General features: G+C 48.9%; 13 protein-coding genes. 4 read left to right on the top strand and 9 right to left on the bottom strand.

Translation table 11 applies throughout. The annotated features are described in order from the left end of the window. Nucleotides 1-29: 29 nt before the first annotated feature. Together RRV97_RS00830 and RRV97_RS00825 are read right to left on the bottom strand one after the other, a co-directional pair. Nucleotides 30-3242 carry an efflux RND transporter permease subunit gene (locus RRV97_RS00830; RefSeq protein WP_315611675.1) on the bottom strand — a complete coding sequence of 1071 codons (3213 nt, stop codon included), beginning with the start codon at nucleotides 3240-3242 and terminating at the stop codon, nucleotides 30-32. Nucleotides 3243-3253: 11 nt separating this feature from the next. Next, nucleotides 3254-4522 (bottom strand): efflux RND transporter periplasmic adaptor subunit, encoded by a 1269-nt coding sequence (locus RRV97_RS00825; RefSeq protein ID WP_315611674.1) that lies wholly within the window; start codon nucleotides 4520-4522, stop codon nucleotides 3254-3256. A gap of 220 nt (nucleotides 4523-4742) precedes the next feature. Here RRV97_RS00825 and RRV97_RS00820 point away from each other — a divergent pair, with 220 nt between their 5' ends. Continuing rightward, nucleotides 4743-5378, top strand: a complete 636-nt coding sequence (locus RRV97_RS00820; protein ID WP_315611673.1) for a TetR family transcriptional regulator — start codon at nucleotides 4743-4745, stop codon at nucleotides 5376-5378. A 63-nt stretch (nucleotides 5379-5441) separates the two neighbouring features. Here the strand turns inward: RRV97_RS00820 and ettA are convergent, their stop codons facing one another. Further along, nucleotides 5442-7118, bottom strand: coding sequence for an energy-dependent translational throttle protein EttA (gene ettA / locus RRV97_RS00815; RefSeq protein ID WP_315611672.1), 1677 nt, complete (start codon nucleotides 7116-7118; stop codon nucleotides 5442-5444). Between the two features lie 342 nt (nucleotides 7119-7460). Between ettA and RRV97_RS00810 the strand changes: the two genes are divergently transcribed. The 3 genes from RRV97_RS00810 to pgmB all read left to right on the top strand — a co-directional run bounded on the left by RRV97_RS00810 (nucleotide 7461) and on the right by pgmB (nucleotide 11826). Further along, nucleotides 7461-8813 (top strand): SLC45 family MFS transporter, encoded by a 1353-nt coding sequence (locus RRV97_RS00810; RefSeq protein WP_315611671.1) that lies wholly within the window; start codon nucleotides 7461-7463, stop codon nucleotides 8811-8813. A 76-nt stretch (nucleotides 8814-8889) separates the two neighbouring features. Then, a complete protein-coding gene (locus tag RRV97_RS00805) occupies nucleotides 8890-11148 on the top strand; it encodes a glycoside hydrolase family 65 protein (RefSeq protein WP_315611670.1) in 2259 nt (752 codons plus the stop codon). Between the two features lie 12 nt (nucleotides 11149-11160). After that, nucleotides 11161-11826: a beta-phosphoglucomutase gene (gene pgmB, locus RRV97_RS00800; RefSeq protein WP_315611669.1), complete on the top strand. Its 666-nt coding sequence runs from the start codon at nucleotides 11161-11163 to the stop codon at nucleotides 11824-11826. A gap of 129 nt (nucleotides 11827-11955) precedes the next feature. Here the strand turns inward: pgmB and RRV97_RS00795 are convergent, their stop codons facing one another. From RRV97_RS00795 to RRV97_RS00770, 6 genes are all read right to left on the bottom strand, one after another. Next, on the bottom strand, nucleotides 11956-13086 hold the full coding sequence (locus tag RRV97_RS00795) for a hypothetical protein (protein WP_315611668.1): 1131 nt from the start codon (nucleotides 13084-13086) through the stop codon (nucleotides 11956-11958). Next, nucleotides 13083-14015, bottom strand: a complete 933-nt coding sequence (locus RRV97_RS00790; protein WP_315611667.1) for an ABC transporter ATP-binding protein — start codon at nucleotides 14013-14015, stop codon at nucleotides 13083-13085. The genes RRV97_RS00795 and RRV97_RS00790 overlap by 4 nt, the downstream gene beginning before the upstream one ends. Before the next feature lie 163 nt (nucleotides 14016-14178). Then, nucleotides 14179-15192: a T6SS immunity protein Tli4 family protein gene (locus tag RRV97_RS00785; protein WP_315611666.1), complete on the bottom strand. Its 1014-nt coding sequence runs from the start codon at nucleotides 15190-15192 to the stop codon at nucleotides 14179-14181. A gap of 61 nt (nucleotides 15193-15253) precedes the next feature. After that, entirely contained in the window at nucleotides 15254-16210 is a 957-nt protein-coding gene (locus RRV97_RS00780) for a T6SS immunity protein Tli4 family protein (protein WP_315611665.1), read from the bottom strand. 109 nt (nucleotides 16211-16319) lie between these two features. Next, complete coding sequence (locus tag RRV97_RS00775; RefSeq protein WP_315611664.1) at nucleotides 16320-18584, bottom strand: hypothetical protein; 2265 nt, start codon at nucleotides 18582-18584, stop codon at nucleotides 16320-16322. Continuing rightward, nucleotides 18581-21061 carry a type VI secretion system Vgr family protein gene (locus RRV97_RS00770; protein WP_315611663.1) on the bottom strand — a complete coding sequence of 827 codons (2481 nt, stop codon included), beginning with the start codon at nucleotides 21059-21061 and terminating at the stop codon, nucleotides 18581-18583. Before RRV97_RS00770 ends, RRV97_RS00775 begins: the two co-directional genes overlap by 4 nt. Between the last annotated feature and the right edge of the window lie 225 nt (nucleotides 21062-21286).

Below are 21286 nucleotides of genomic sequence, written 5' to 3'. Positions count from 1 at the left end.
GTCTGAAAAGTTTTCAGACGGCCTTTGCTTTAGTGCTTGTCTGAATCGTGTTTACCGTCTTCAATCATGCCGGCTTCAGCGGCGTGTTTGGCGGCCATCTCATGCTCGTGTGCGGTTTCTTTAAAGAATTTGCGCACAACCACATAGAACAAAGGCACAAGGAACACAGACAGAATCGTACCGATCAACATACCCCAGACCACGGTCGTACCAATCGCACGTTGGCTGGCGGAGCTGGCACCGCTGGCAACATAAAGCGGTACCACGCCCAAGATGAAGGCGAACGAGGTCATGATAATCGGACGGAAACGCAGGTGTGCGGCGGCAAGCGCAGCTTCAAGCGCGCTCTTGCCTTGCGCTTGCAGGTCTTTGGCAAATTCGATAATCAAAATCGCGTTTTTCGCACTCAAACCCATCACCGTAACGAAACCGACTTGGAAGTAGATATCGTTGGCGTATGCCGGAATACTGCCCAGCAGCGCTTCAAACATGTTGCGGCCGGTTACGCCCAATGCCGCGCCAATCAAGCCCAACGGAATCACAAGGATAACCGCCAACGGGATAGACCAGCTTTCGTACAAAGCAGCCAATACCAAGAATACAGCGGCAGCGGCCAATGCGTACAACATGACTGTTTGCGAGCTGCCTTTGGCCTCTTCACGAGACTGACCGCCCCATTCCAAACTGTAACCGCCGCCCATTTCATCAACCATTTGCTGTACCGCAGCCATGGCTTGACCGGAAGACACGCCATTAACAGGCGAGCCGGAAAGCTCCATTGCAGGATAACCATTGAAGCGGACGCTTTGTTCCATACCGTTTACCCAAGAAACAGTAGCAATGGTAGAAAGCGGTACGGCAACACCGGATTTGTTCGGCACGGTCAAGTTCAGAATATCGGCAGGCTGCATACGGGCACTCGCATCAGCTTGTACCATTACGCGTTGCAGACGGCCTTGATTCGGGAAGTCGTTTACATAAGACGAACCCAAAGAAGAAGCCAAAGCAGTACGGATGTCAGAGAACGAAATACCTTGTGCAGCTGCGGCAGAGCGATTGATGTCGATTTTCAACTGCGGCGCATCTTCCAAACCGCTCGCACGAACGGTACTTGGGTTAAACAAACCGCTTTTGCGCATTTTGTCAATCAGCTCATTGCGCTTGGCCAACAATGCAGCATGGCCGCTGTTGTTACGGTCTTGCAGGTAAATCGTCAAGCCGGAGCCTGTACCCAATTCCATAATGGCAGGAGGCACAATCGCCAAACCGAAACCGTCTTTCAGCGTAGCCATCATCATGCCGGTCAACTTACCGGAAATAGAAGTCGCATCGCTGCCCGGAGCAGTACGTTCGCTCCAGTCTTTCAGAATGACAAAGCCCAAAGCCATGTTTTGGCCGGAACCGCTAAAACTAAAGCCGGAAACGGTAACAATGTTCTCGATCTCAGGTACAGATTTCGCCAGTTGAGTGATTTGAGCCAAAGTTGCATCGGTACGCTCTTTGGTCGCGCCGGCAGGCAGCTGTACGCTCAACATCAAGTTACCTTGGTCTTCAGTCGGCAAGAAGGAAGTCGGCAGACGCATAAACAGGAATACGCCCACAACAGTCAAACCGATATAGACAACCATCATGCGCAAAGTCTTGCGCAAGACTTTGGCTACCCAGCCTTCGTAGCCGTGTGTCCAGTTGTCGAATTTCTTGTTAAACCAACCGAAGAAACCTTTTTTCTCTTCGTGATGACCATTCTGAATCGGCTTGAGCATGGTGGCACACAATGCCGGAGTCAGCGTCAAAGCAAGGAATGCGGAGAAGCCGATCGATGCCACCATGGTCAGGGCAAACTGTTTGTAAATGTTACCGGTTGCACCGCTAAACATTGCCAGCGGCACAAATACGGACATCAACACGGCAGTAATACCGATCACCGCGCCGGAAATCTGACTCATCGCTTTTTTGGTTGCAGCCTTAGGCGGCAGACCTTCACTCGCCATAATACGCTCAACGTTTTCAACGACCACAATCGCGTCATCGACCACAATACCGATCACCAATACCATCGCAAACATGGTCAATACGTTAATCGACATACCCATGTATGAGATAAAGGCAAAACCGCCCAACAGGGAAATCGGCACGACAATAGTCGGAATCAACGTATAGCGGATGTTTTGCAGGAAGAGATACATCACTAAGAATACCAATACGATGGCTTCCAAAAGCGTATGGATCACTTTCTCAATCGAAATTTCCACAAATTTGGAAGTATCGTAAGGAACTTTCCAGCTCATGCCGTCTGGAAAATACTTCTGCAAAACTGCCATTTTTTCTTTCACGGCAGTCGCCGTTGCCAAAGCGTTACCGCTGTTGGACAGCATCACTGCCATACCGGTGGTATTCACGCCGTTCAAACGTGTGGAAGTAGAATAGTCCTGCATACCCAAGCTGACTTTGGCAACGTCTTTCAGATAGACATTAGAACCATCGGTATTGGATACCAAAATGATGTTTTCGAACTCTTCAGCAGTGCTCAGCTGACCTTGAGCCGTCACAGTTGCTGAAATGGTCTGACCTGCAGCCGCCGGCAAAGAGCCGATAGAGCCTGCAGAAATTTGGATATTTTGAGTAGCCAGTGCGTTGGTTACCGTTGCAAAAGACAGGTTGTAGTTTTGCAGTTTTTTCGGGTCAACCCAAATACGCATGGCGCGTTGCGCACCAAACAATTGTACCTGCCCTACGCCGTCGATACGCTGCAGTTCAGGAATGATATTGCGCTGGGCGTAATCGTTCATTTCCTCAATGGATTGCTTTTCAGAAGAAAGCATGACCACTTGCAAGAAGTTGGAACGCGCTTTAGATACGGTTACACCATATTGCTGTACGGTAGACGGCAATGTGGACAACACTTCAGACAGTTTGTTCTGCACGTCTACCTGCGCCAAATCTTCATTGGTTTCCGGTGTAAACGTCAGACTGACGCTGCCGCTGCCGCTGGAATTGGCAGAAGTCGTCATATAGTCCAAACCTTCCACACCGTACATATTACGTTCGATAACGGCCAGTACGCTGTCTTCCATTACCTGAGCCGAAGCGCCCGGATAAGTAGCGCGCAAAGTAATGGTCGGTGCAGCAACGGACGGATATTGGGAAATCGGCAGTTTTTGAATGCCGAAAATACCCGCTGCGATAATAAAAATCGCAATAACCCATGCAAAAATGGGGCGGTCAATAAAAAACTTAGACATTCATGCGTTCCTTATTTGGCTTCAGATGCAGCTTTAGCTTCAGGCTTGGCCTCGGATGCAGCTTGGCCGTCTGAAACTGCCGGTGTTGCTGCCGCAGTGTTTGCAGGCGGCGTCCATTCTTTCGGCGTTACCTTTTTAGCACCCGACATAGCGGCAATGCTGATGCCTTCAACAATCACTTTGTCGCCGTCTTTCAGGCCGTCTGTAATAACCCAGTTGGTACCTTGCTGTTGGGCAACGGTCACGACACGCGCTTCCATTTCGCTCTTATCATTCACTACCATCACCGTATCTTGCGAACCGCGGGTCACTGCTTGTTGCGGCACCACAAATGCATTATCCACTGCCACTTGTTCCATCAATACGCGCACATATAAGCCTGGCATCAAGATATTTCTGTCATTAGGAATGGCGGCACGCAAGGTAATTTGACCGGTCGTTTCGTTAACAGTCGGATCTGCAAACAGCAGACGGCCTTTTTCAGGGTAAACCGTACCGTCGTCAAATTTGATATCCACTGCAATCGCGCCGTTTGCCGCCAACAATTTGCCTTCGGCAACCTGTTGACGCAGTTTCATGACCTCACTCGCAGATTGGGTAACGTTAACATACATCGGGTTGGTTTGTTGGATGGTGGCCAAAACAGTGGTATCGCCGGCATTCAACAGCGTACCTTCAGAAACTTTAGATTGACCGATAAAGCCGGAAATCGGCGCAGTAATACGGGAGCGGTTCAGGCTGATACCGGCAGATTTAATGGCTGCTTGTGCGGATTTGACGCTTGCTTCGGCAGAACGTTTCGCCGTTACCGCCGCATCGTAATCCTGTTTACTGATGGCATCGGCGGCAACCAGCGGCTTGTAACGCGCCAAGTCGGCATTCGCTTTGGCCAAAGTAGCTTGCGCACTCGCCAACTGAGCGCGTGCGCTTTCCAAGTTTGCTTCATAAGTCGAGCTGTCGATTTGGTACAAAGGCTGACCGGCCTGCACATAGCTGCCTTCTTGGAACAGGCGTTTTTGGATGATGCCGCCTACTTGGGCGCGGACTTCGGCAGTACGCAATGATTCCAGACGGCCCGGCAATTCAGTCGTCAACGCAACCGTTTCCGGATGCACGGTAACCACGCGGACTTCGGGCGCAGGTTGATTTTGCTGTTGCTGACTGCCTTGCGCCTGTTGGCCGACTGCCTTCTCATCGCCTTTGCCGCAAGCAGAAAGCGCCAATGCAGTAGCCGCTGCAATTGCCGCGACACGCATCATTTTAGAAGCATAAAGAGCCATAATTTTCCTATCTCTATGATAAATAAAGGTTTGACTAATTAAAAATCGATTAGTTTGATCTCATGTTTCACAAACTGAAATTGTTTATTTTTGTGAAGAACAGGCTGATTATAAAGTGTTGAGAAACACTATCAAGTATTAAATTATACATACATTCTTGCATGTTCAAAAGTAATTTTTTATAATCCGCACCATAAATTTACATTGCCACAAAATAATTATGAGAAGAACCAAAACCGAAGCTTTAAAAACCAAAGAATACCTCATGCTTGCCGCATTGGATACGTTTTATCAGAAAGGCATTGCCCGCACTTCGCTTAACGAAATCGCCCAAGCCGCAGGCGTAACGCGCGGCGCGCTGTATTGGCATTTCAAAAATAAAGAAGATTTGTTTGACGCCCTGTTCCAACGGATTTGCGACGACATCGAAAGCTGCATGAAGGAGGATTCAAACAATAATAACGAACAGGCCTGGCCAAGCTTCCGCCTGACCCTGACCCGTTTTTTCGAGCGCCTGCAACACAACGATCTTCACTATAAATTCCACAGCATTTTGTTTTTAAAATGCGAACACACCGAGCAAAACGAGGCGGTTATTGCCATCGCTAAAAAACACCAATCCTTATGGCGTGAAAAAATCGTTGCGGTACTGACCGACACAGTACAACAAAAAGCCCTGGCGGATAACTTAGACATCCACATGGCGGTCATCTTCATCAAGTCTTCATTAGACGGCTTGATTTGGCGCTGGCTTTCTTCAGGTCAAGGCTTCGATTTGGCGCAAACTGCCCCCCGCATGATTGAAATCATCATTGATACATTGGAAAACCATCCGCAATTAAGAAAACAATCCTAAACATTAAAACTAAAGGCCGTCTGAAACTTTGAAGTTTCAGACGGCCTTTTCATTCAAACCTGCTTAACGTGTTACCGGCTTGTAACGGATACGTTTCGGTTTCGCACCCTCTTCACCCAAACGGCGTTTCTTATCGGCTTCGTATTCTTGATAGTTGCCGTCGAAGAACACCCATTTCGAATCGCCTTCGCAAGCCAAAATATGCGTAGCGATTCGGTCGAGGAACCAGCGGTCGTGCGAAATCACCATCACGCTGCCGGCAAATTCCAGCAATGCATCTTCCAGCGCGCGCAGGGTTTCCACGTCGAGGTCGTTAGACGGTTCGTCCAGCAGCAACACATTGCCGCCGCTCAATAAGGTTTTTGCCAAGTGCAAACGTCCGCGTTCGCCGCCTGACAATTGACCTGCGATTTTGCTTTGGTCGCTGCCTTTGAAGTTGAAACGACCCAAATATTGGCGGGCGGGAATTTCAAACTGCCCGACCTGCAAAATGTCGCGGCCTTCGGCAATGTTGTCGAACACGGTTTTGTCGTTTTGCAAACCTTCGCGGCTTTGGTCGATCAGGCTCATTTTCACGGTTTGGCCGATTTTCACTTCGCCGGAATCGGGCTGCTCTTTGCCCGCAATCATTTTGAACAGCGTCGATTTACCCGCGCCGTTCGGGCCGATGATGCCGACAATCGCGCCAGCAGGCACTTTGAAGCTCAAATCGTCAATCAGCACTTTATCGCCAAACGATTTGGAAACATTCACAAATTCAATTACTTCGTTACCCAAACGCTCGGCGACAGGAATGAAGATTTCCTGCGTTTCATTGCGTTTTTGGTATTCATAGTTGCTCATTTCCTCAAAACGCGCCAGACGCGCTTTTGATTTGGCTTGGCGGCCTTTGGCATTCTGACGAACCCATTCCAATTCCTGTTTCATCGCCTTCACGCGCGCGACTTCGGATTTCGCCTCGTTTTCCAAACGTTTTTCTTTCTGCTCCAGCCAAGACGAGTAATTGCCTTTCCAAGGAATACCGTGTCCGCGGTCGAGTTCCAAAATCCATTCGGCGGCGTTGTCGAGGAAGTAGCGGTCGTGCGTTACCGCAACGACTGTACCGGGGAAGCGCACCAAGAATTGCTCCAGCCATTCGACCGATTCCGCATCCAAGTGGTTGGTCGGCTCGTCCAGCAAAAGCATATCGGGCTTGCTCAACAAGAGTTTGCACAAAGCGACGCGGCGTTTTTCACCGCCGGACAGATTGCCGATTTTGGCATCCCATTCCGGCAAGCGCAGCGCATCGGCGGCGATTTCCAATTCATGTTCCGCACCGCCGCCCGTAGACGAACCTGCCGCAATAATCGCTTCCAAGCGGCCCTGCTCTTCCGCCAGCGCGTCAAAATCCGCATCGGGATTGGCATACTCGGCATACACTTCTTCCAAACGTTTCTGCGCCGCAGCCACTTCGCCTAAACCGCTTTCCACTTCCTCGCGTACGGTTTTTTCAGGATCAAGCTCCGGCTCTTGCGGCAGGTAACCGATTTTGATACCACCCATCGGCACGGCTTCGCCCTCAAATTCCTTATCCACACCCGCCATAATCCGCAGAACTGTGGACTTACCCGCGCCGTTCAAACCGAGCAGGCCGATTTTCGCGCCGGGGAAGAAGGAAAGGGAAATATCTTTAATGATGGTTTTCTGCGGCGGCACAACCTTGCTCACGCGCAGCATAGAATAGACGTATTGTTGGGACATGGTTTTTCTCGATTCGGTCAAACAAATTTCAGACGGCCCATTTTAACCGATTGCTCAAATACTTGCTTGTTCAAATGCCGTCTGAAAATAGAAATCGGCATCACAATATGCAGCAAAGCCGAACCAATGCTTTCATTCTCCAAAATTTTCAACACGAAACCGTAAAAAATTTGATTTAAGCCAGTTTATCTTTGAACAAACGTTGCCAATATTCGATACGCTCCATAAAATGCGCCTATATCCTTGAAAGTACGCACACAAACAATAACGACAGAGAACACCACACCAAGGAACATTTCAGATTTCTCAATAAAAATACTTTTCAAAAAAAGGATTTACCTCATGTCGGAAAATACGCAAAAAACAGCAAAACAAGGTTTGCCGTCACTGGCAAAAAGTACGATTTGGATGCTCAGCTTCGGCTATCTCGGCGTTCAGACGGCCTTTACCCTGCAAAGCTCACAAATGAGCCGAATTTTTCAAACTTTAGGCGCTGACCCGCACAGTTTGGGCTGGTTTTTCATTCTGCCCCCATTGGCCGGTATGTTGGTTCAGCCGATTGTGGGCTACTACTCAGACCGCACTTGGATGCCGCGCTTGGGCGGCCGCCGTCTACCCTATCTGCTTTACGGCACGCTGATTGCGGTTATCGTCATGATTTTGATGCCGAACTCGGGCAGCTTCGGTTTTGGCTACGCTTCTTTGGCAGCTTTGTCGTTTGGCGCGCTGATGATTGCGCTGTTGGACGTATCTTCCAATATGGCGATGCAGCCGTTTAAGATGATGGTCGGCGACATGGTCAACGAGGAGCAGAAAAGCTACGCCTACGGGATTCAAAGTTTCTTAGCGAATACGGGCGCGGTTGTGGCGGCGATTCTGCCGTTTGTGTTCGCGTATATCGGTTTGGCGAACACGGCCGAAAAAGGCGTCGTGCCGCAGACCGTGGTTGTAGCATTCTATGTGGGCGCGGCGTTACTGATTATTACCAGTGCGTTCACCATCTTCAAAGTCAAAGAATACGATCCGGAAACCTACGCCCGCTATCACGGCATCGATGTCGCTGCGAATCAGGAAAAAGCCAACTGGTTCGAACTTTTGAAAACCGCGCCTAAAGCGTTTTGGACGGTGACTTTGGTACAATTCTTCTGCTGGTTTGCCTTCCAATATATGTGGACTTACTCGGCAGGCGCGATTGCGGAAAACGTTTGGCAGACAACCGATGCCTCTTCCGTAGGCTACCAAGAAGCAGGCAACTGGTACGGTGTATTGGCGGCGGTACAATCCATTGCTGCCGTTATCTGCTCGTTTATTCTGGCAAAAGTACCGAATAAATACCATAAAGCCGGTTATTTCGGTTGCTTGGCTTTGGGTGCGCTCGGTTTCTTCTCCGTTTTCTTCATCAGCAATCAATACGCGCTGGTGTTGTCTTACACCTTAATCGGTATTGCGTGGGCCGGTATCATTACCTATCCTTTGACGATTGTGACCAATGCGCTCTCAGGCAAACACATGGGTACTTATTTGGGCCTGTTCAACGGCTCTATCTGTATGCCTCAAATCGTCGCTTCGCTGCTAAGTTTCGTCCTCTTCCCTATGCTGGGCAGCCATCAGGCAACCATGTTCTTGGTTGCCGGCGCAGTCTTGCTGATGGGGGCTTTCTCAGTATGCCTGATTAAAGAGACCCACGGCGAATAATCCGTTTCAACACCATCGGCAAAGGCCGTCTGAAACCTTTGCCGATCTGACAATTTTAATAACAGGAGCTTCATAAATGTACACGAGAATCATGGAAGTCAGCCCTTGGACACTGCGTTCGACAAAACTGGAAAAAGAGCACAAACGACTGCAAGAGAGCCTGACCAGCTTGGGCAACGGCTATATGGGTATGCGCGGCAACTTTGAAGAAACCTATTCCGCCGACAGCCACTTGGGTACCTACATCGCCGGCGTGTGGTTCCCCGACAAAACCCGCGTCGGCTGGTGGAAAAACGGCTATCCTAAATATTTCGGCAAAGCCATCAATGCGCTCAATTTCAGCAAAGTCAAAATCTTTGTCGATGTACAGGAAGTGGACTTGGCGAAAAACGAAGTTGCCGACTTCTCCGTCGAACTCGATATGCAGCACGGCGTGTTGCGCCGCTCGTTCACCGTATTCGGCGTGCGTTTCGATGTGTGCAAATTCCTGTCCGTCGCGCAAAAAGAGCTGGCTCTCATCCGCTGGGAAGCCGTATCCGTTGACGGCAAAACCCACCAAGTCCGCATCGATTCCATCATCGATGCCGACGTGAAAAACGAAGACTCCAACTACGAAGAAAAATTCTGGCAGGTATTGGACAAAGGCGTTTCAGACGACCGCTCATACATTGCCACCCAAACCGTCGCCAATCCCTTCGGCGTGGAACAATTTATCGTCAACGCCGAGCAAACCTTCGCCGGCAGCTTCAAAGCCCTCGGCGGCAGCCAAACCGACTGGCAGGTCTCCAATTCTTTCGAGGCCGAAGTCGGCGGCACACCCGAAACCTTTGAAAAACGCGTGATTGTTACCACCAGCCGCGATTATCAGGGCTTGGAAGCCGTAAAAGCCGCAGGCCGCGCCTTGTCGGAAAAAATCGCAGGCGTTGCGTTTGAAACCTTGCTGGACGCACACAAAGCAGGCTGGCTGCACCGTTGGGAAATCGCCGACGTGGTCATCGAAGGCAGCGACGAAGCGCAGCAGGGTATCCGCTTCAATCTGTTCCAACTGTTCTCCACCTACTACGGCGAAGACGCGCGCCTGAACATCGGCCCGAAAGGCTTTACCGGCGAAAAATACGGCGGCGCAACCTATTGGGACACCGAAGCCTACGCCGTGCCGCTTTACCTCGCACTGGCGGAACCCGAAGTTACCCGCAACCTGCTGCAATATCGCCGCAACCAACTGCCGCAGGCGCAGCACAACGCGCGCGAACAGGGTTTGGCGGGCGCGCTCTATCCGATGGTAACGTTTACGGGTATCGAGTGCCATAACGAATGGGAAATCACCTTCGAGGAAATCCACCGCAACGGCGCGATTCCTTACGCCATCTACAATTACACCAACTACACCGGCGATGAAAGCTATCTTGCCAAAGAAGGCTTGGAAGTTTTGGTCGAAGTGTCCCGCTTCTGGGCGGACCGCGTCCACTTCTCCAAACGCAACGGCAAATACATGATTCACGGCGTAACCGGCCCGAACGAATACGAAAACAACATCAACAACAACTGGTACACCAACACCCTCGCCGCATGGGTATTGGACTACACCCGCGAAGCCCTGGCGAAATACCCGCGTCCGGATTTGAACGTGAGTGCCGCCGAGCTGGAAAAATGGGCGGACATCAGCGCCAATATGTACCGTCCGCATGACGAAGAACTCGGCGTATTCGTGCAGCACGACGGCTTCCTCGACAAAGACATCCGCCCCGTGTCCGCGCTTTCGCCCGATGATTTGCCACTCAACCAAAAATGGTCGTGGGACAAAATCCTGCGTTCGCCCTTCATCAAACAAGCGGACGTCTTGCAAGGCATCTACTTCTTCGGCGACCGTTTCAATATGGACGAAAAACGCCGCAACTTCGACTTCTACGAACCGATGACCGTGCACGAAAGCTCGTTGTCGCCATGTATCCACTCTATTCTCGCCGCCGAACTGGGCAAAGAAGAAAAAGCCGTGGAAATGTACCAGCGCACCGCCCGCCTGGACTTGGACAACTACAACAACGACACCGAAGACGGCCTGCACATCACCTCCATGACCGGCTCGTGGCTCGCCATCGTCCAAGGTTTCGCCCAAATGAAAACTTGGGACGGCAAACTCAGCTTCGCCCCGTTCCTGCCGAGTGCTTGGACAGGCTATGCCTTCCACATCAACTACCGAGGCCGTCTGATTAAAGTCGCCGTCGGCAAAGAAAACGTCGTCTTCACCCTACTCAAAGGCGAACCGCTCGATTTGCAGGTGTACGGCAAAGACATCACGCTCAACGGCAGCCACACCGTCGCGTTGGAAAAATAAGGAGGGCGCAAAATGACTTTCACCGCAGTCCTCTTTGACCTCGACGGCGTCATCACCGACACCGCCGAATACCACTACCGCGCATGGAAAAAGCTCGCCGAAGAACTGGGCATCAGCATCGACCGCAAGTTTAACGAGCAGCTCAAAGGCGTGTCACGCGACGATTCGCTCAAACGCATCCTCGCGCACGGCGGCAAAACCGTCAGCGAAACCGAGTTCGCCGAACTGACCCGCCGCAAAAACGACAACTACGTCGAGATGATTCAGGCAGTCAAACCCGAAGACGTGTACCCCGGCATTTTGCCGCTGCTGGAAGCATTGGGGGCAAACGGTAAAAAAATCGCCCTCGCGTCTGCCAGTAAAAACGGTCCGTTCTTACTGGAACGCATGGGGCTGACCCACTTCTTCGACGCCGTCGCCGACCCTGCAGCCGTCGCGCATTCCAAACCCGCCCCCGACATCTTCCTCGCCGCCGCCGAGGGCGTGGGCGCGGACATCCGCCAATGCATTGGCATCGAAGACGCCGCCGCCGGCGTCGCCGCCATCAAAGCCGCCGGTGCCTTGCCCATCGGCGTGGGTAAAGCCGAAGACTTGGGCAGCGACATCGCGCTGGTGTCCGACACCGCCGACCTGACCTACGCCTACCTGCAAAACGTGTGGGAACAGTCAGGCAGATAAAATATTAAGGAAGTAAAAAGGCCGTCTGAAAACCTGAATCAGGTTTTCAGACGGCCTAAGATCTTTCTAAAATCCCCTAAACTTCTACCAAGATACTTAGAGAATTTTGCAAAGCTCTTGTCGGTATTTCTAAAATGCAAGTGCCCACAGCGAACGGGCCAACAAAAACACAGATAACCCCAGTGTAATACTATTAAAGCGAGTTGCTCTCATATTGCAGCAAATTAATAGTATACAAACCAAACAACCGATTTGTATAAACGGTATCAACAGTACACCACCAGCCAACATAAACGAGGATATGATCGCCAAGGGCAACAATACCCACCAGGCAGGGATATCGTACCAACGGATTTTATTACTTAGCGATTGAAGCCGTAAATCCTGTACAACCAAAGAAACTAAAGCCAAACCTGAATAATTGACGGATGCCATCCACCAAAATACATTTTTATCTGCTAAGGCCCACCAATATAAAATAGGCGATAAGACTGTCAAAATCAGGAACACGCGCCTTGAAGATTGCAAGTAAAGTTTCCATGCCATAGCGGCATATACTGCTATCGCTGAGAAAACTGCACCCATGCCTGCTGAAATTAAAAGTTCCAAAGGCATGTTTGTAATATCATAATTCATAAGGGCACTGTGAAATTCGCTACCATTCTCCTCAGAGTAAAATGCCTCTGATACTGCGCTTGAAAAATCAGCGAAGAAAACCATGCATACGATATACAGTAGGATTAGCTGCAGTATTGAGCCTGTATATTGCCGTGGACCGCGCCCAAACTGTAACGCGTTGACAACGATCAAACAGGCAACCGTCCATGCTGTAAATGGGAGAGTTGCAAAGGAATACAGTAATTGAGGAGTTTCTCCACTATCGAGTAGTACTCCCAAACCCAATACCAACCATCCTATCGCAAACCCCACCCATGCCAGAATGGGCGCAGCCAAAACTCGTGAATAAGCCATCTGCCACGGCGATAAAGAAGACATTCGTAACTGGTCAAATGTATTGGAAGATATGTCTTGTTTAAAACTCCTTTCTATTAAAATATAACCTGCCAAAGCTGATAGTGCCAAACCAAACCCACTTACCATAATTAAATGGTCTGACCATTCAGAACCTTCCCGTTTAGTGATAGCAAACAGCCCATACAAAATAAATATACCGGCAACCATACCACAGTTTAAATTCAACCATAGCAATCGCTGAAACTCCGCGTTTACCATAATTTTTGGCGGTTTGATACGATTCATGCAGCCTCTCCCTGTTTTTTGACCTGCAAACTGTTTTGATAACTTTGCAGCAAAGTAGTTTTCACAATATCTGCCCCACTCAACGCCAAATCCCTCAACACAACATCACGGATAAGCCGTACACGTGCCTCATCACCTGAATCAATTAATACCAATAATGCAGAACCGTCTACTTTTACATCATAAACGTAATCCAGTTCTTGCAATACATCTGCCGCAATACTGATCTCCTCAGTTGCAAAACACAGGCGCACAGTTTGCCGATCAGTATTTTCATCCTGCAACGCCTGGAATGCCTGAATTTTCCCTTGCTTAATAACAAGCATATGGCTGCAATATTCGTCCAATTCAGACAAAATATGGCTGGATACCAATATCGTCATACCTTCCTTCTGCAATTTAAGCAGCAACAACGACAACTCATGCCGTGCCTCAGGATCAAGGCCGCTAGCGGGTTCATCCAACAATAAAAATTTCGGCTTGTGAATAATGACCTGACCAATACCTACGCGTTGCTTTTGACCTCGCGAAAGCTCACTGATAAAACTACCAAGCTTATCCTCCAAACCCAAAAGTTGGACAGTTTCACTCAGAATTTCAGGCAAATTTTTCTCTGGAACCCCGCGCGAACTGGCAGCATAAGTCAAACATTCCAAAACAGTAAGATCCTGCGGCAATCCAAAAATATCAGGCAAATAGCCTAATTTGGCATAACTCTCTCGAGGATTTTCTAAAACAGGCTGTCCATCTAAAAGAACCTTCCCACTACTCGGATTCTCCAAACCAGCCATACATCGCATCAGCGTCGATTTACCAGCACCATTCGGCCCAATCAGCCCTGTAATACTTCCTTGGGGAAGCTGTACCGAAATATCATGCAGCACTTGCCGTTCATCGTAATGAAAATACAGATTTTCAATGTTTATCATCAGTTGTCCTTATATTTCAGACGGCCTTATAGCCGCTGACATATTCAATAATGCATCATCATAACATTGAATGCCACCAGAAATATTTTCTAGATAGCATCAAAATTATAAAAAGGCCGTCTGAAAAAACATGGTATTTTTCAGACGGCCTTCCTTATCAAATTTACTTAATTGGTTTTAAAGTTGGCAATACGGTGTCCCAGATAGCGAGGATTTCGGCTTCGCTACGCTTCGTTCCGTCTTTCTTCTCGGTACCAAACTGCATCATGATGCGCGGATTGCCGCCGTCTCGTTCCCATATCAGCATGTATTTATTGCCCTGCCATTTGATCAGTTTTTCCGTACCCGACATGCCGTTAATGGTACGCGGGCCTTGACGAATAGTGCGGTAGCCTGTGATTTTAAAGATTTTTGCCAATGCGCTTTTTTTCGGAGCAATATCCCGTTGCAGCAGCGTCGGTTCGCCTTTCTTAAGCTCGTCACCATGCATGATTTCCAAACTCATATCATGCTGCTTGGCAAATTCGACAGTAGTATGCGCTATAAATGGCTTTTTACCGTCATCCGCAATAAAACCGCCTATCAGGCAGATACCATGCCGATTCGGTACTTCAAATTCTTGCCGCACCCGAAGGTTATTCAGAAAATCTTGGCGGAATTTTTTCTCCATGCCATCTATCAATTCTTTCTCTTTGGCTTTCCAGTTGGCAGGGGCTTTTTTATTATCGGCCGGGATATAGAAAAAACTGCGTACGATATAGGCATCGTTATTATCCAGCTTAAAATACAAATCTGCTTCGTAAGGCATACCGTCATCTCCGACAAGATCTTCCCAACCAAATCCTTTCCGCGTTACCTGCATCATCGCCTGCCCCGGAATTAGAGTACGGGTGTCAACAACAATATCGGTTCCATCATAACCACTACGTTTAAATCTATTGATGGTCCTAACGTTTCTATCCCAATCATTAAACATAACCATCACGCTCCAGCCGTTGTAATCAAGGTGTGTACTGCCGTGACGGCGTTTTGAGGGCAGGCGCAATTGATAGCGCCCGCTGCAATAGGGCTGTTCGGTCCAATAGGCGGTATCGATGACGGGCGGACTGCCTGCGGCCCGGGCGGGGACGGCGGCGGAAAGGAGGAGTGCCGTGATGATGGGGAGGCTGCGGGTCATGAGGTTTCCTTTCATTTGCGGCGGGCGGCATCGGCTTTTCAGACGGCCTTCCTTATCAAATTTACTTAATTGGTTTTAAAGTCGGCAGAACGGTATCCCAAATGGCGAGGACTTCGGCTTCGCTACGCTTCGTTCCATCTTTCTTCTCGGTACCAAACTGCATCATGATGCGCGGATTGCCGCCGTCTCGCTCCCAAATCAACATATATTTGTTGCCATCCCACTTGATCAATTTTTCCGTACCCGACATGCCGTTAATGGTACGCGGGCCTTGACGGATGGTACGGTAGCCAGTGATTTTAAAGATTTTTGCCAATGCGCTTTTTTCCGGAGCAATATCCCGTTGCAGCAGCGTCGGTTCGCCTTTCTTAAGCTCGTCACCATGCATGATTTCCAAACTCATATCATGCTGCTTGGCAAATTCGACAGTAGTATGCGCTGTAAACGGTTTTTTGCCATCGTCCGCAATAAAACCGCCTATCAGGCAGATACCATGCCGATTCGGTACTTCAAACTCTTGACGTACCCGCAGGTTATTCAGGAAATCTTGGCGGAATTTTTTCTCCATGCCATCTATCAATTCTTTCTCTTTGGCTTTCCAGTTGGCAGGAGCTTTGCCGTTTTCAGCAGGAATATAGAAATAGCTGCGTACGATATAGGCGTCATTATTATCTAGTTTGAAATATAAATAGGCTTCGTAGGGCATACCATGTTTCTTAACATATCTACCATCCCAATCAAAATCACTACGCGTTACCTGCATCATCGCTCGTCCTGGAATTAGAGTACGGGTGTCAACAACAATATCGGTCCCATCTCGACCATTTTGCTTGGTCTCATTGATGGTGCTAACGTTTCTCTTCCAGTCGTTAAACAGAACCATTACGCTCCAGCCATTGTAATTAAGGTGTGTACTGCCATGACGGCGATGGGATGGTAGGCGCAATTGATAGCGGCCGCTGCAATAGGGCTGTTCGGTCCAATAGGCAGTATCGATAGATGAAGAAGCAGTAGTCATTGAGGAATTCCTTTCTGTAAGTGGAGAAACGGCAGGGGTGCATGCAGTAAGCAGAGAAACTGTCAGCAATACAGTAGCGGTCGGTTTCATCATAAGTTCCTTTCAGGGATTAATCTTCCTGTCCGCGTAAAGCGACAGATTCTAAAACAGCAAACAAGGCGTCATGACGGGTTTCATCAAGATTATATGAAGAACCATGCTCGTAGCCGCCTACATTTTTATCTCCGGTTACCAATACATCTTTTCTATTAAAAAAGCCCTGGGTAATCGGTGCTTCTCCTGAAGCAGTAGGAACGGTACCATCTCCTTTGTCTGTCCTCTTTTTTTCAGTAAGGTGAAGAAAGTAATCTTCATCCCTCAATTTTATTTTTACCGTTCCCCTAGGCCCTGAATCTTTAGGTTTAGTCAATACCGCCTCGATCAACTCTTGCTTAGTCAAGTCTCCAGGGAAATTCCTATCACTCACCCATTTAATGGTATCCCAGGTGAGATGATCTTTACTGTCACAAAAACTGATTCGGGTTTTATTATCATCAGTCAAATAGTAAGTAGCATGCTTTTCTTGAAATTTTTCTACTCTTTCTAAGTTTTTTTCAAAAATATCCTCATCCGCTTTGTCTTTTTGAAAAATAGTCTTTGTACCATTCGGATTAAAATTAATGTAATCTATTTGCTCTTCTTGTTGTCCATCATTAAGATTTTTCGGCTTAGTCGGCCATAAACCAAACCATTTATCATGGTTTTGATAAAGCTCCTCAGTATTGAAACTGAAGCGTATATTTTTGCCCTTATCATCTGCCACATGAAGCCAAGCATTGGGATCACTTACATTATCTCCACTAAAACGGCGTGGAGTATAGTTTGGCCAAGGGGTCAGTTGCATGGCACCAGGAGAATTGAGCAAAATAGGGGAAGTTGCGCGCGAAGTAAAACCCAGCACCCCTGCAAAACCTGCATCTTTCAATGCACTTAACCATAAAGTCGGCGTGAAATATTCATAAAAACGGCGCGGTGGCGGTTCATTGCTAAATCCTGCCCTTAACCGTTTATAAAAAGCAGGAGAGCCCGTAGCAGGCATAACATTATGAAAAATACCGCAGATTTTATCAGCGTTTTTAGTACCAGCTGGCTCATCACTGGTTGCCTGCTTTGCATATGCACGCGTTACCAAACCGCCCATAGAATGGGTAAGAATTAAAAACTGCTCACTATTGCATTCTTCCAATGCGCGCTGGATCCTGCTATTCAAGTCACTAGGACCAAAGGGGAAATTGGTACCATCCTCTTTTTTTGATTCCAAATACTCTAAAGACTTCGTATGGTACCCAGTCCCCGATTCAGCATTATCACGCAACCAGTTGTAGCCGCATATATAGACAGGAAACTGATAATTCACCACTTTTTTCAGCCATTCTGCCAATATTTTCTGCGCTTCAGCGCTAGACTCTTGTTCAGACAAAGGCTTTTCCAATTCTGGCTGCTCTTTGTCGCGATTGATAATATATCGATCTATCCTTGCCAATACGGCTTTCCAAGGCTGCGTATCTTTTTTTTGAGTAACAAAATTTTCATAATCACTATCACTCAAGCAATGCGCTCCATTTTGATTTCCATTGCTGGTTTTAGCAGCATCTCGAATATCTTGAGCCAAATTATTCAGATTATTTTCTAAAAAAACCGTGAACTCTTGATAAGAATCGGCATGAACCGTTCCCCAGCCTCGAAAACGCAATTCTTCTTCTGTCAACTCGTTTTGATGGTGTTCCCCATTTTCCCATCTCTCTTTCCATTCTTCATATTTATTTTGCTCATTGCTAATTTTCCAAGAATCAGAAGAGTGACTTTTTTGCAGTTGTGCCATTTTGAGATTGTGTCGCTGCTCACCGGCCTTTAAAATCTTATCTTTCAATCGTTTTGTATTGATTATTATAGGATTTTTAGGAATATGTGTTATCGGCCCTCGCCAATCGACGGCAGTCAATTCTTGATGAATTTCACGATGACGTGCTTTTACCCTACGAAACAGACCATCTTTAAACGCTGCACCTATTGATTTTAATAGACCGTTTGGCGGCATCCATGACTTTTCTACTGTCTCCTTCTTGAGCACCTCCCAGTCCTTATCCTGATTCTCCTCTCCGTTTTCAACGTCTTTTGCCGGTTCTCCCGATTCAGATTTTTTACTGGGCTTTACCCAACCGTTTCGATATTGCAGATTGGAGCCCATAATGCCGGGGAGAAGCATAATCGGCATATAGCGGGCAATCTCCATCTGACATTTTTGCTGATCTTCCGTAGATGTCATCCTCACTTGCGCGGTCGGATTGCCGTTTTTATCCAATGTCGGATTTAATTTAATATTTGGTTCACTCATTTCTTCTTGTCCTTAGGCAAAAGAGTCAAGGTAAATTTTTCCATAGTAGAATCATTGCGCTGAATACCGGTACTGCCATTTGCATCCGTAGTCCCCCGTATTTTGGTACCGTCAGCACGTGTTAAAACAAATCGGCGGTTTGCAATCGGGCTTCCATTTGGAGTGGTAACGATTACTTCCTGATCAAATTTGGATTTAGGCATATTATTAAACATGTGGCTCAAGCTCTGCGGCCCATTCACCACCAACGGCGCCCTCACCCGCACCACCTTCGGACTCCCGATCTCAACTTCCCCATTACTCAACTTGATATACGCCCCTTTGCAGGTGATCAGAATCTCCTCCTTCGCCGCAATGGTGACTTTCCCTGCGCTGCTGGTCAGGGTGGCGTCCTTTAAGGCATTCAGCTGCAACTCGTCATTCTGTGCCTGCACTTCCACTTTGCCCTGATTGGCCTGCATCTTGATGCCGCTGCTTTGGGCAAATAGGTTAAGGCTCTCTGCCGCATGGGCGGTCAGGCTTTGACCGGCGGTAATGTCGGTGTTTGCCCCGCTGACGAGGTGGATGTTTTCATTGGCGGTGTGCAGTTGGCTTTGTTGGGTTGCGGTGGCGATGCCGGCGGGGGCTGTTTGGATCAAACCGGCCTCTTTCAGGTCTTTGAGGGCGTCTTTCAGACGGCCCCTTTGGGTTTCTTCATCGGTGTGGTGGTTGTTGGCCGTTTGGGCGGCTTTGTTCAGGCTTTTGGCCAGGGAGAGTGCTTGTTCGAGTTGGGAGATGGCATCGTCCATATCCAGCACTTTGCCGTTGGCATCCTGGTTTTGTGCGCTGACGAGTATGCCTTTACCCGCCCGTACGGCACCCCAGCCGTCGGTTCTGAGTTCGAAACCCTCTCCGTTCTCTCCGCGTTTGTTGCGGTTTGAGTCGACGATATGGCCGAGGTTGAGTTGGGATTTTTGGTAGTCGGTGGCGAGTTTGATGTGTTCCTGACCTTTTTGGTCTTCCATCCTCAGTTTGTTGTTCGCCCAGGTACGGATGACGTTCCTTGTATTCCAATCGGCAGGAATGTGGTCGGGATGGGCGCTGTCGTGCATGACGCCGGAGATATACGGACGGTCGGGATTACCTTGGACGAAGGAAAGCATCACTTCGGTGCCTTCGTGTAAGGGGAAGTGGATGCCGTATTCGGGACCGGCATAGGGTTTGGCGAGTCGGACAGGACGGCTTTCTCCGCCGGGGCTCCATTCGTCTAAATCAAACGGTAATTTGACACGGTAGCGTCCCATATCGTCGATATAGGCGTAGGTGCAGTTTTCCGCCGCGGTCACCCGTGCGGGTAAGGTACCGTCGATATGCGGACGCGGGGTGGTGCGTTCGGGACGGAAGGCGAGTTGGGCGGGGATGGCGGTAAAGGTATGGCTGTAGGCGGTATCTCGGCTGCCGCTGTGTTCCATGGAAAGTACCAGCCAGCCGTCGGGGGCTTCGGTGAAGGAGACATCGGTTTGGAACACCTTCATCGGCGTCATGGAGACGACGTTGCCGCCGCCGGCTGCGACGGTTTGGCGGCAGAGGTTGGCTTCGTTCAACAGGGTCGTCTGAACTTGGGCTTCGCCGGTTGTTTTGGGATGAAGGCCCCAGTGCTGCTGTTTGCCCAATAAGACGGTATTGTCGGCTGATTCTTCGGACTGTTTGTTGTCGGTTTCGGCAAAGAGGTCGGTATCGGCGCTGCGGTAGTTGTAGTCGGCCGTGCGTATGCCTTCGACGATGGGGTTGTGGCGGATGCTTAAGCTGAACAGTGCTTCGGTACCGACACTCTCCAATCCGGCATGGGGGCGGTAGGAAACGGGTAGGCCTTGGCTGCGCAAGTAGTGTTCGGGACTGTCGCCGAAGACGACTACGTCGCCATGTTGTTCATGCTGTTCGAAGGCATACCAGATGCCTTCTTCCTCACACAGACGGTTGATAAAGGCGAAGTCGCTTTCGAGATACTGGGTGACATACTCGCGTACACTATAGGTGCGGCTCTTTTGGAAACGGTAGTCGACACCGGAGAAACCGTGGTGTTTGAAGACGGCGGCAATGATGTCGGGGACGGTTTGGTGTTGGAACAGCCGGGAAGTTTGGAAATGTTTTAAAGCCGCGAAACGCGGCTCTAAAACAAAGCGGTAAACGGTTTCATCCTTGGAGACGGACAGCTTCTCGCATGAGGTGATAATGCCCTGCCATTGCTTCGCCGGCGGGTCGTCTGAAGCAGACCCGAATGCCGCTACCGCTTCCGACAGTAAGCCTTCCTGCGGACGAATCTCAAACGCTGCGCGCTGATTGAGGTAGGAAGACAGCGGCAGGGAGGAATCGGTAGAGGTAGCGGTAATTTCGACACGATAAGCGGTATTGACCGCTTCGGATGCGCTGAAGGAGCGAACTGAAAGTGAGGGGGAAAAACGGGCAAAGGTAAGGTGGTAGGATTGGCGGGCGGTCATGACGAGACAATTTTAGAATGACAATGAATTTGATATATTAACTTGGATTATGCTGATGGTAAAGCGAATGGGATAAATGGAAAAAAGGCCGTCTGAAAGGTAATAAATCCAGTTGATTTTAATCCCCTTATCAACAAACCTTAAAACTCTCTCCAATTAAATTTTTAAGAAATTTGCGTGAATCAACTTCTAAATCTAACTATTTTTTAATAACTATACCGCCCA

The organism is Neisseria sp. DTU_2021_1001991_1_SI_NGA_ILE_055, from assembly GCF_032342915.1.
GTDB lineage: Bacteria > Pseudomonadota > Gammaproteobacteria > Burkholderiales > Neisseriaceae > Neisseria.
The sequence above is the reverse complement of the archived record's forward strand: the minus strand, read 5'-3'. Positions and strand labels throughout refer to the sequence as shown.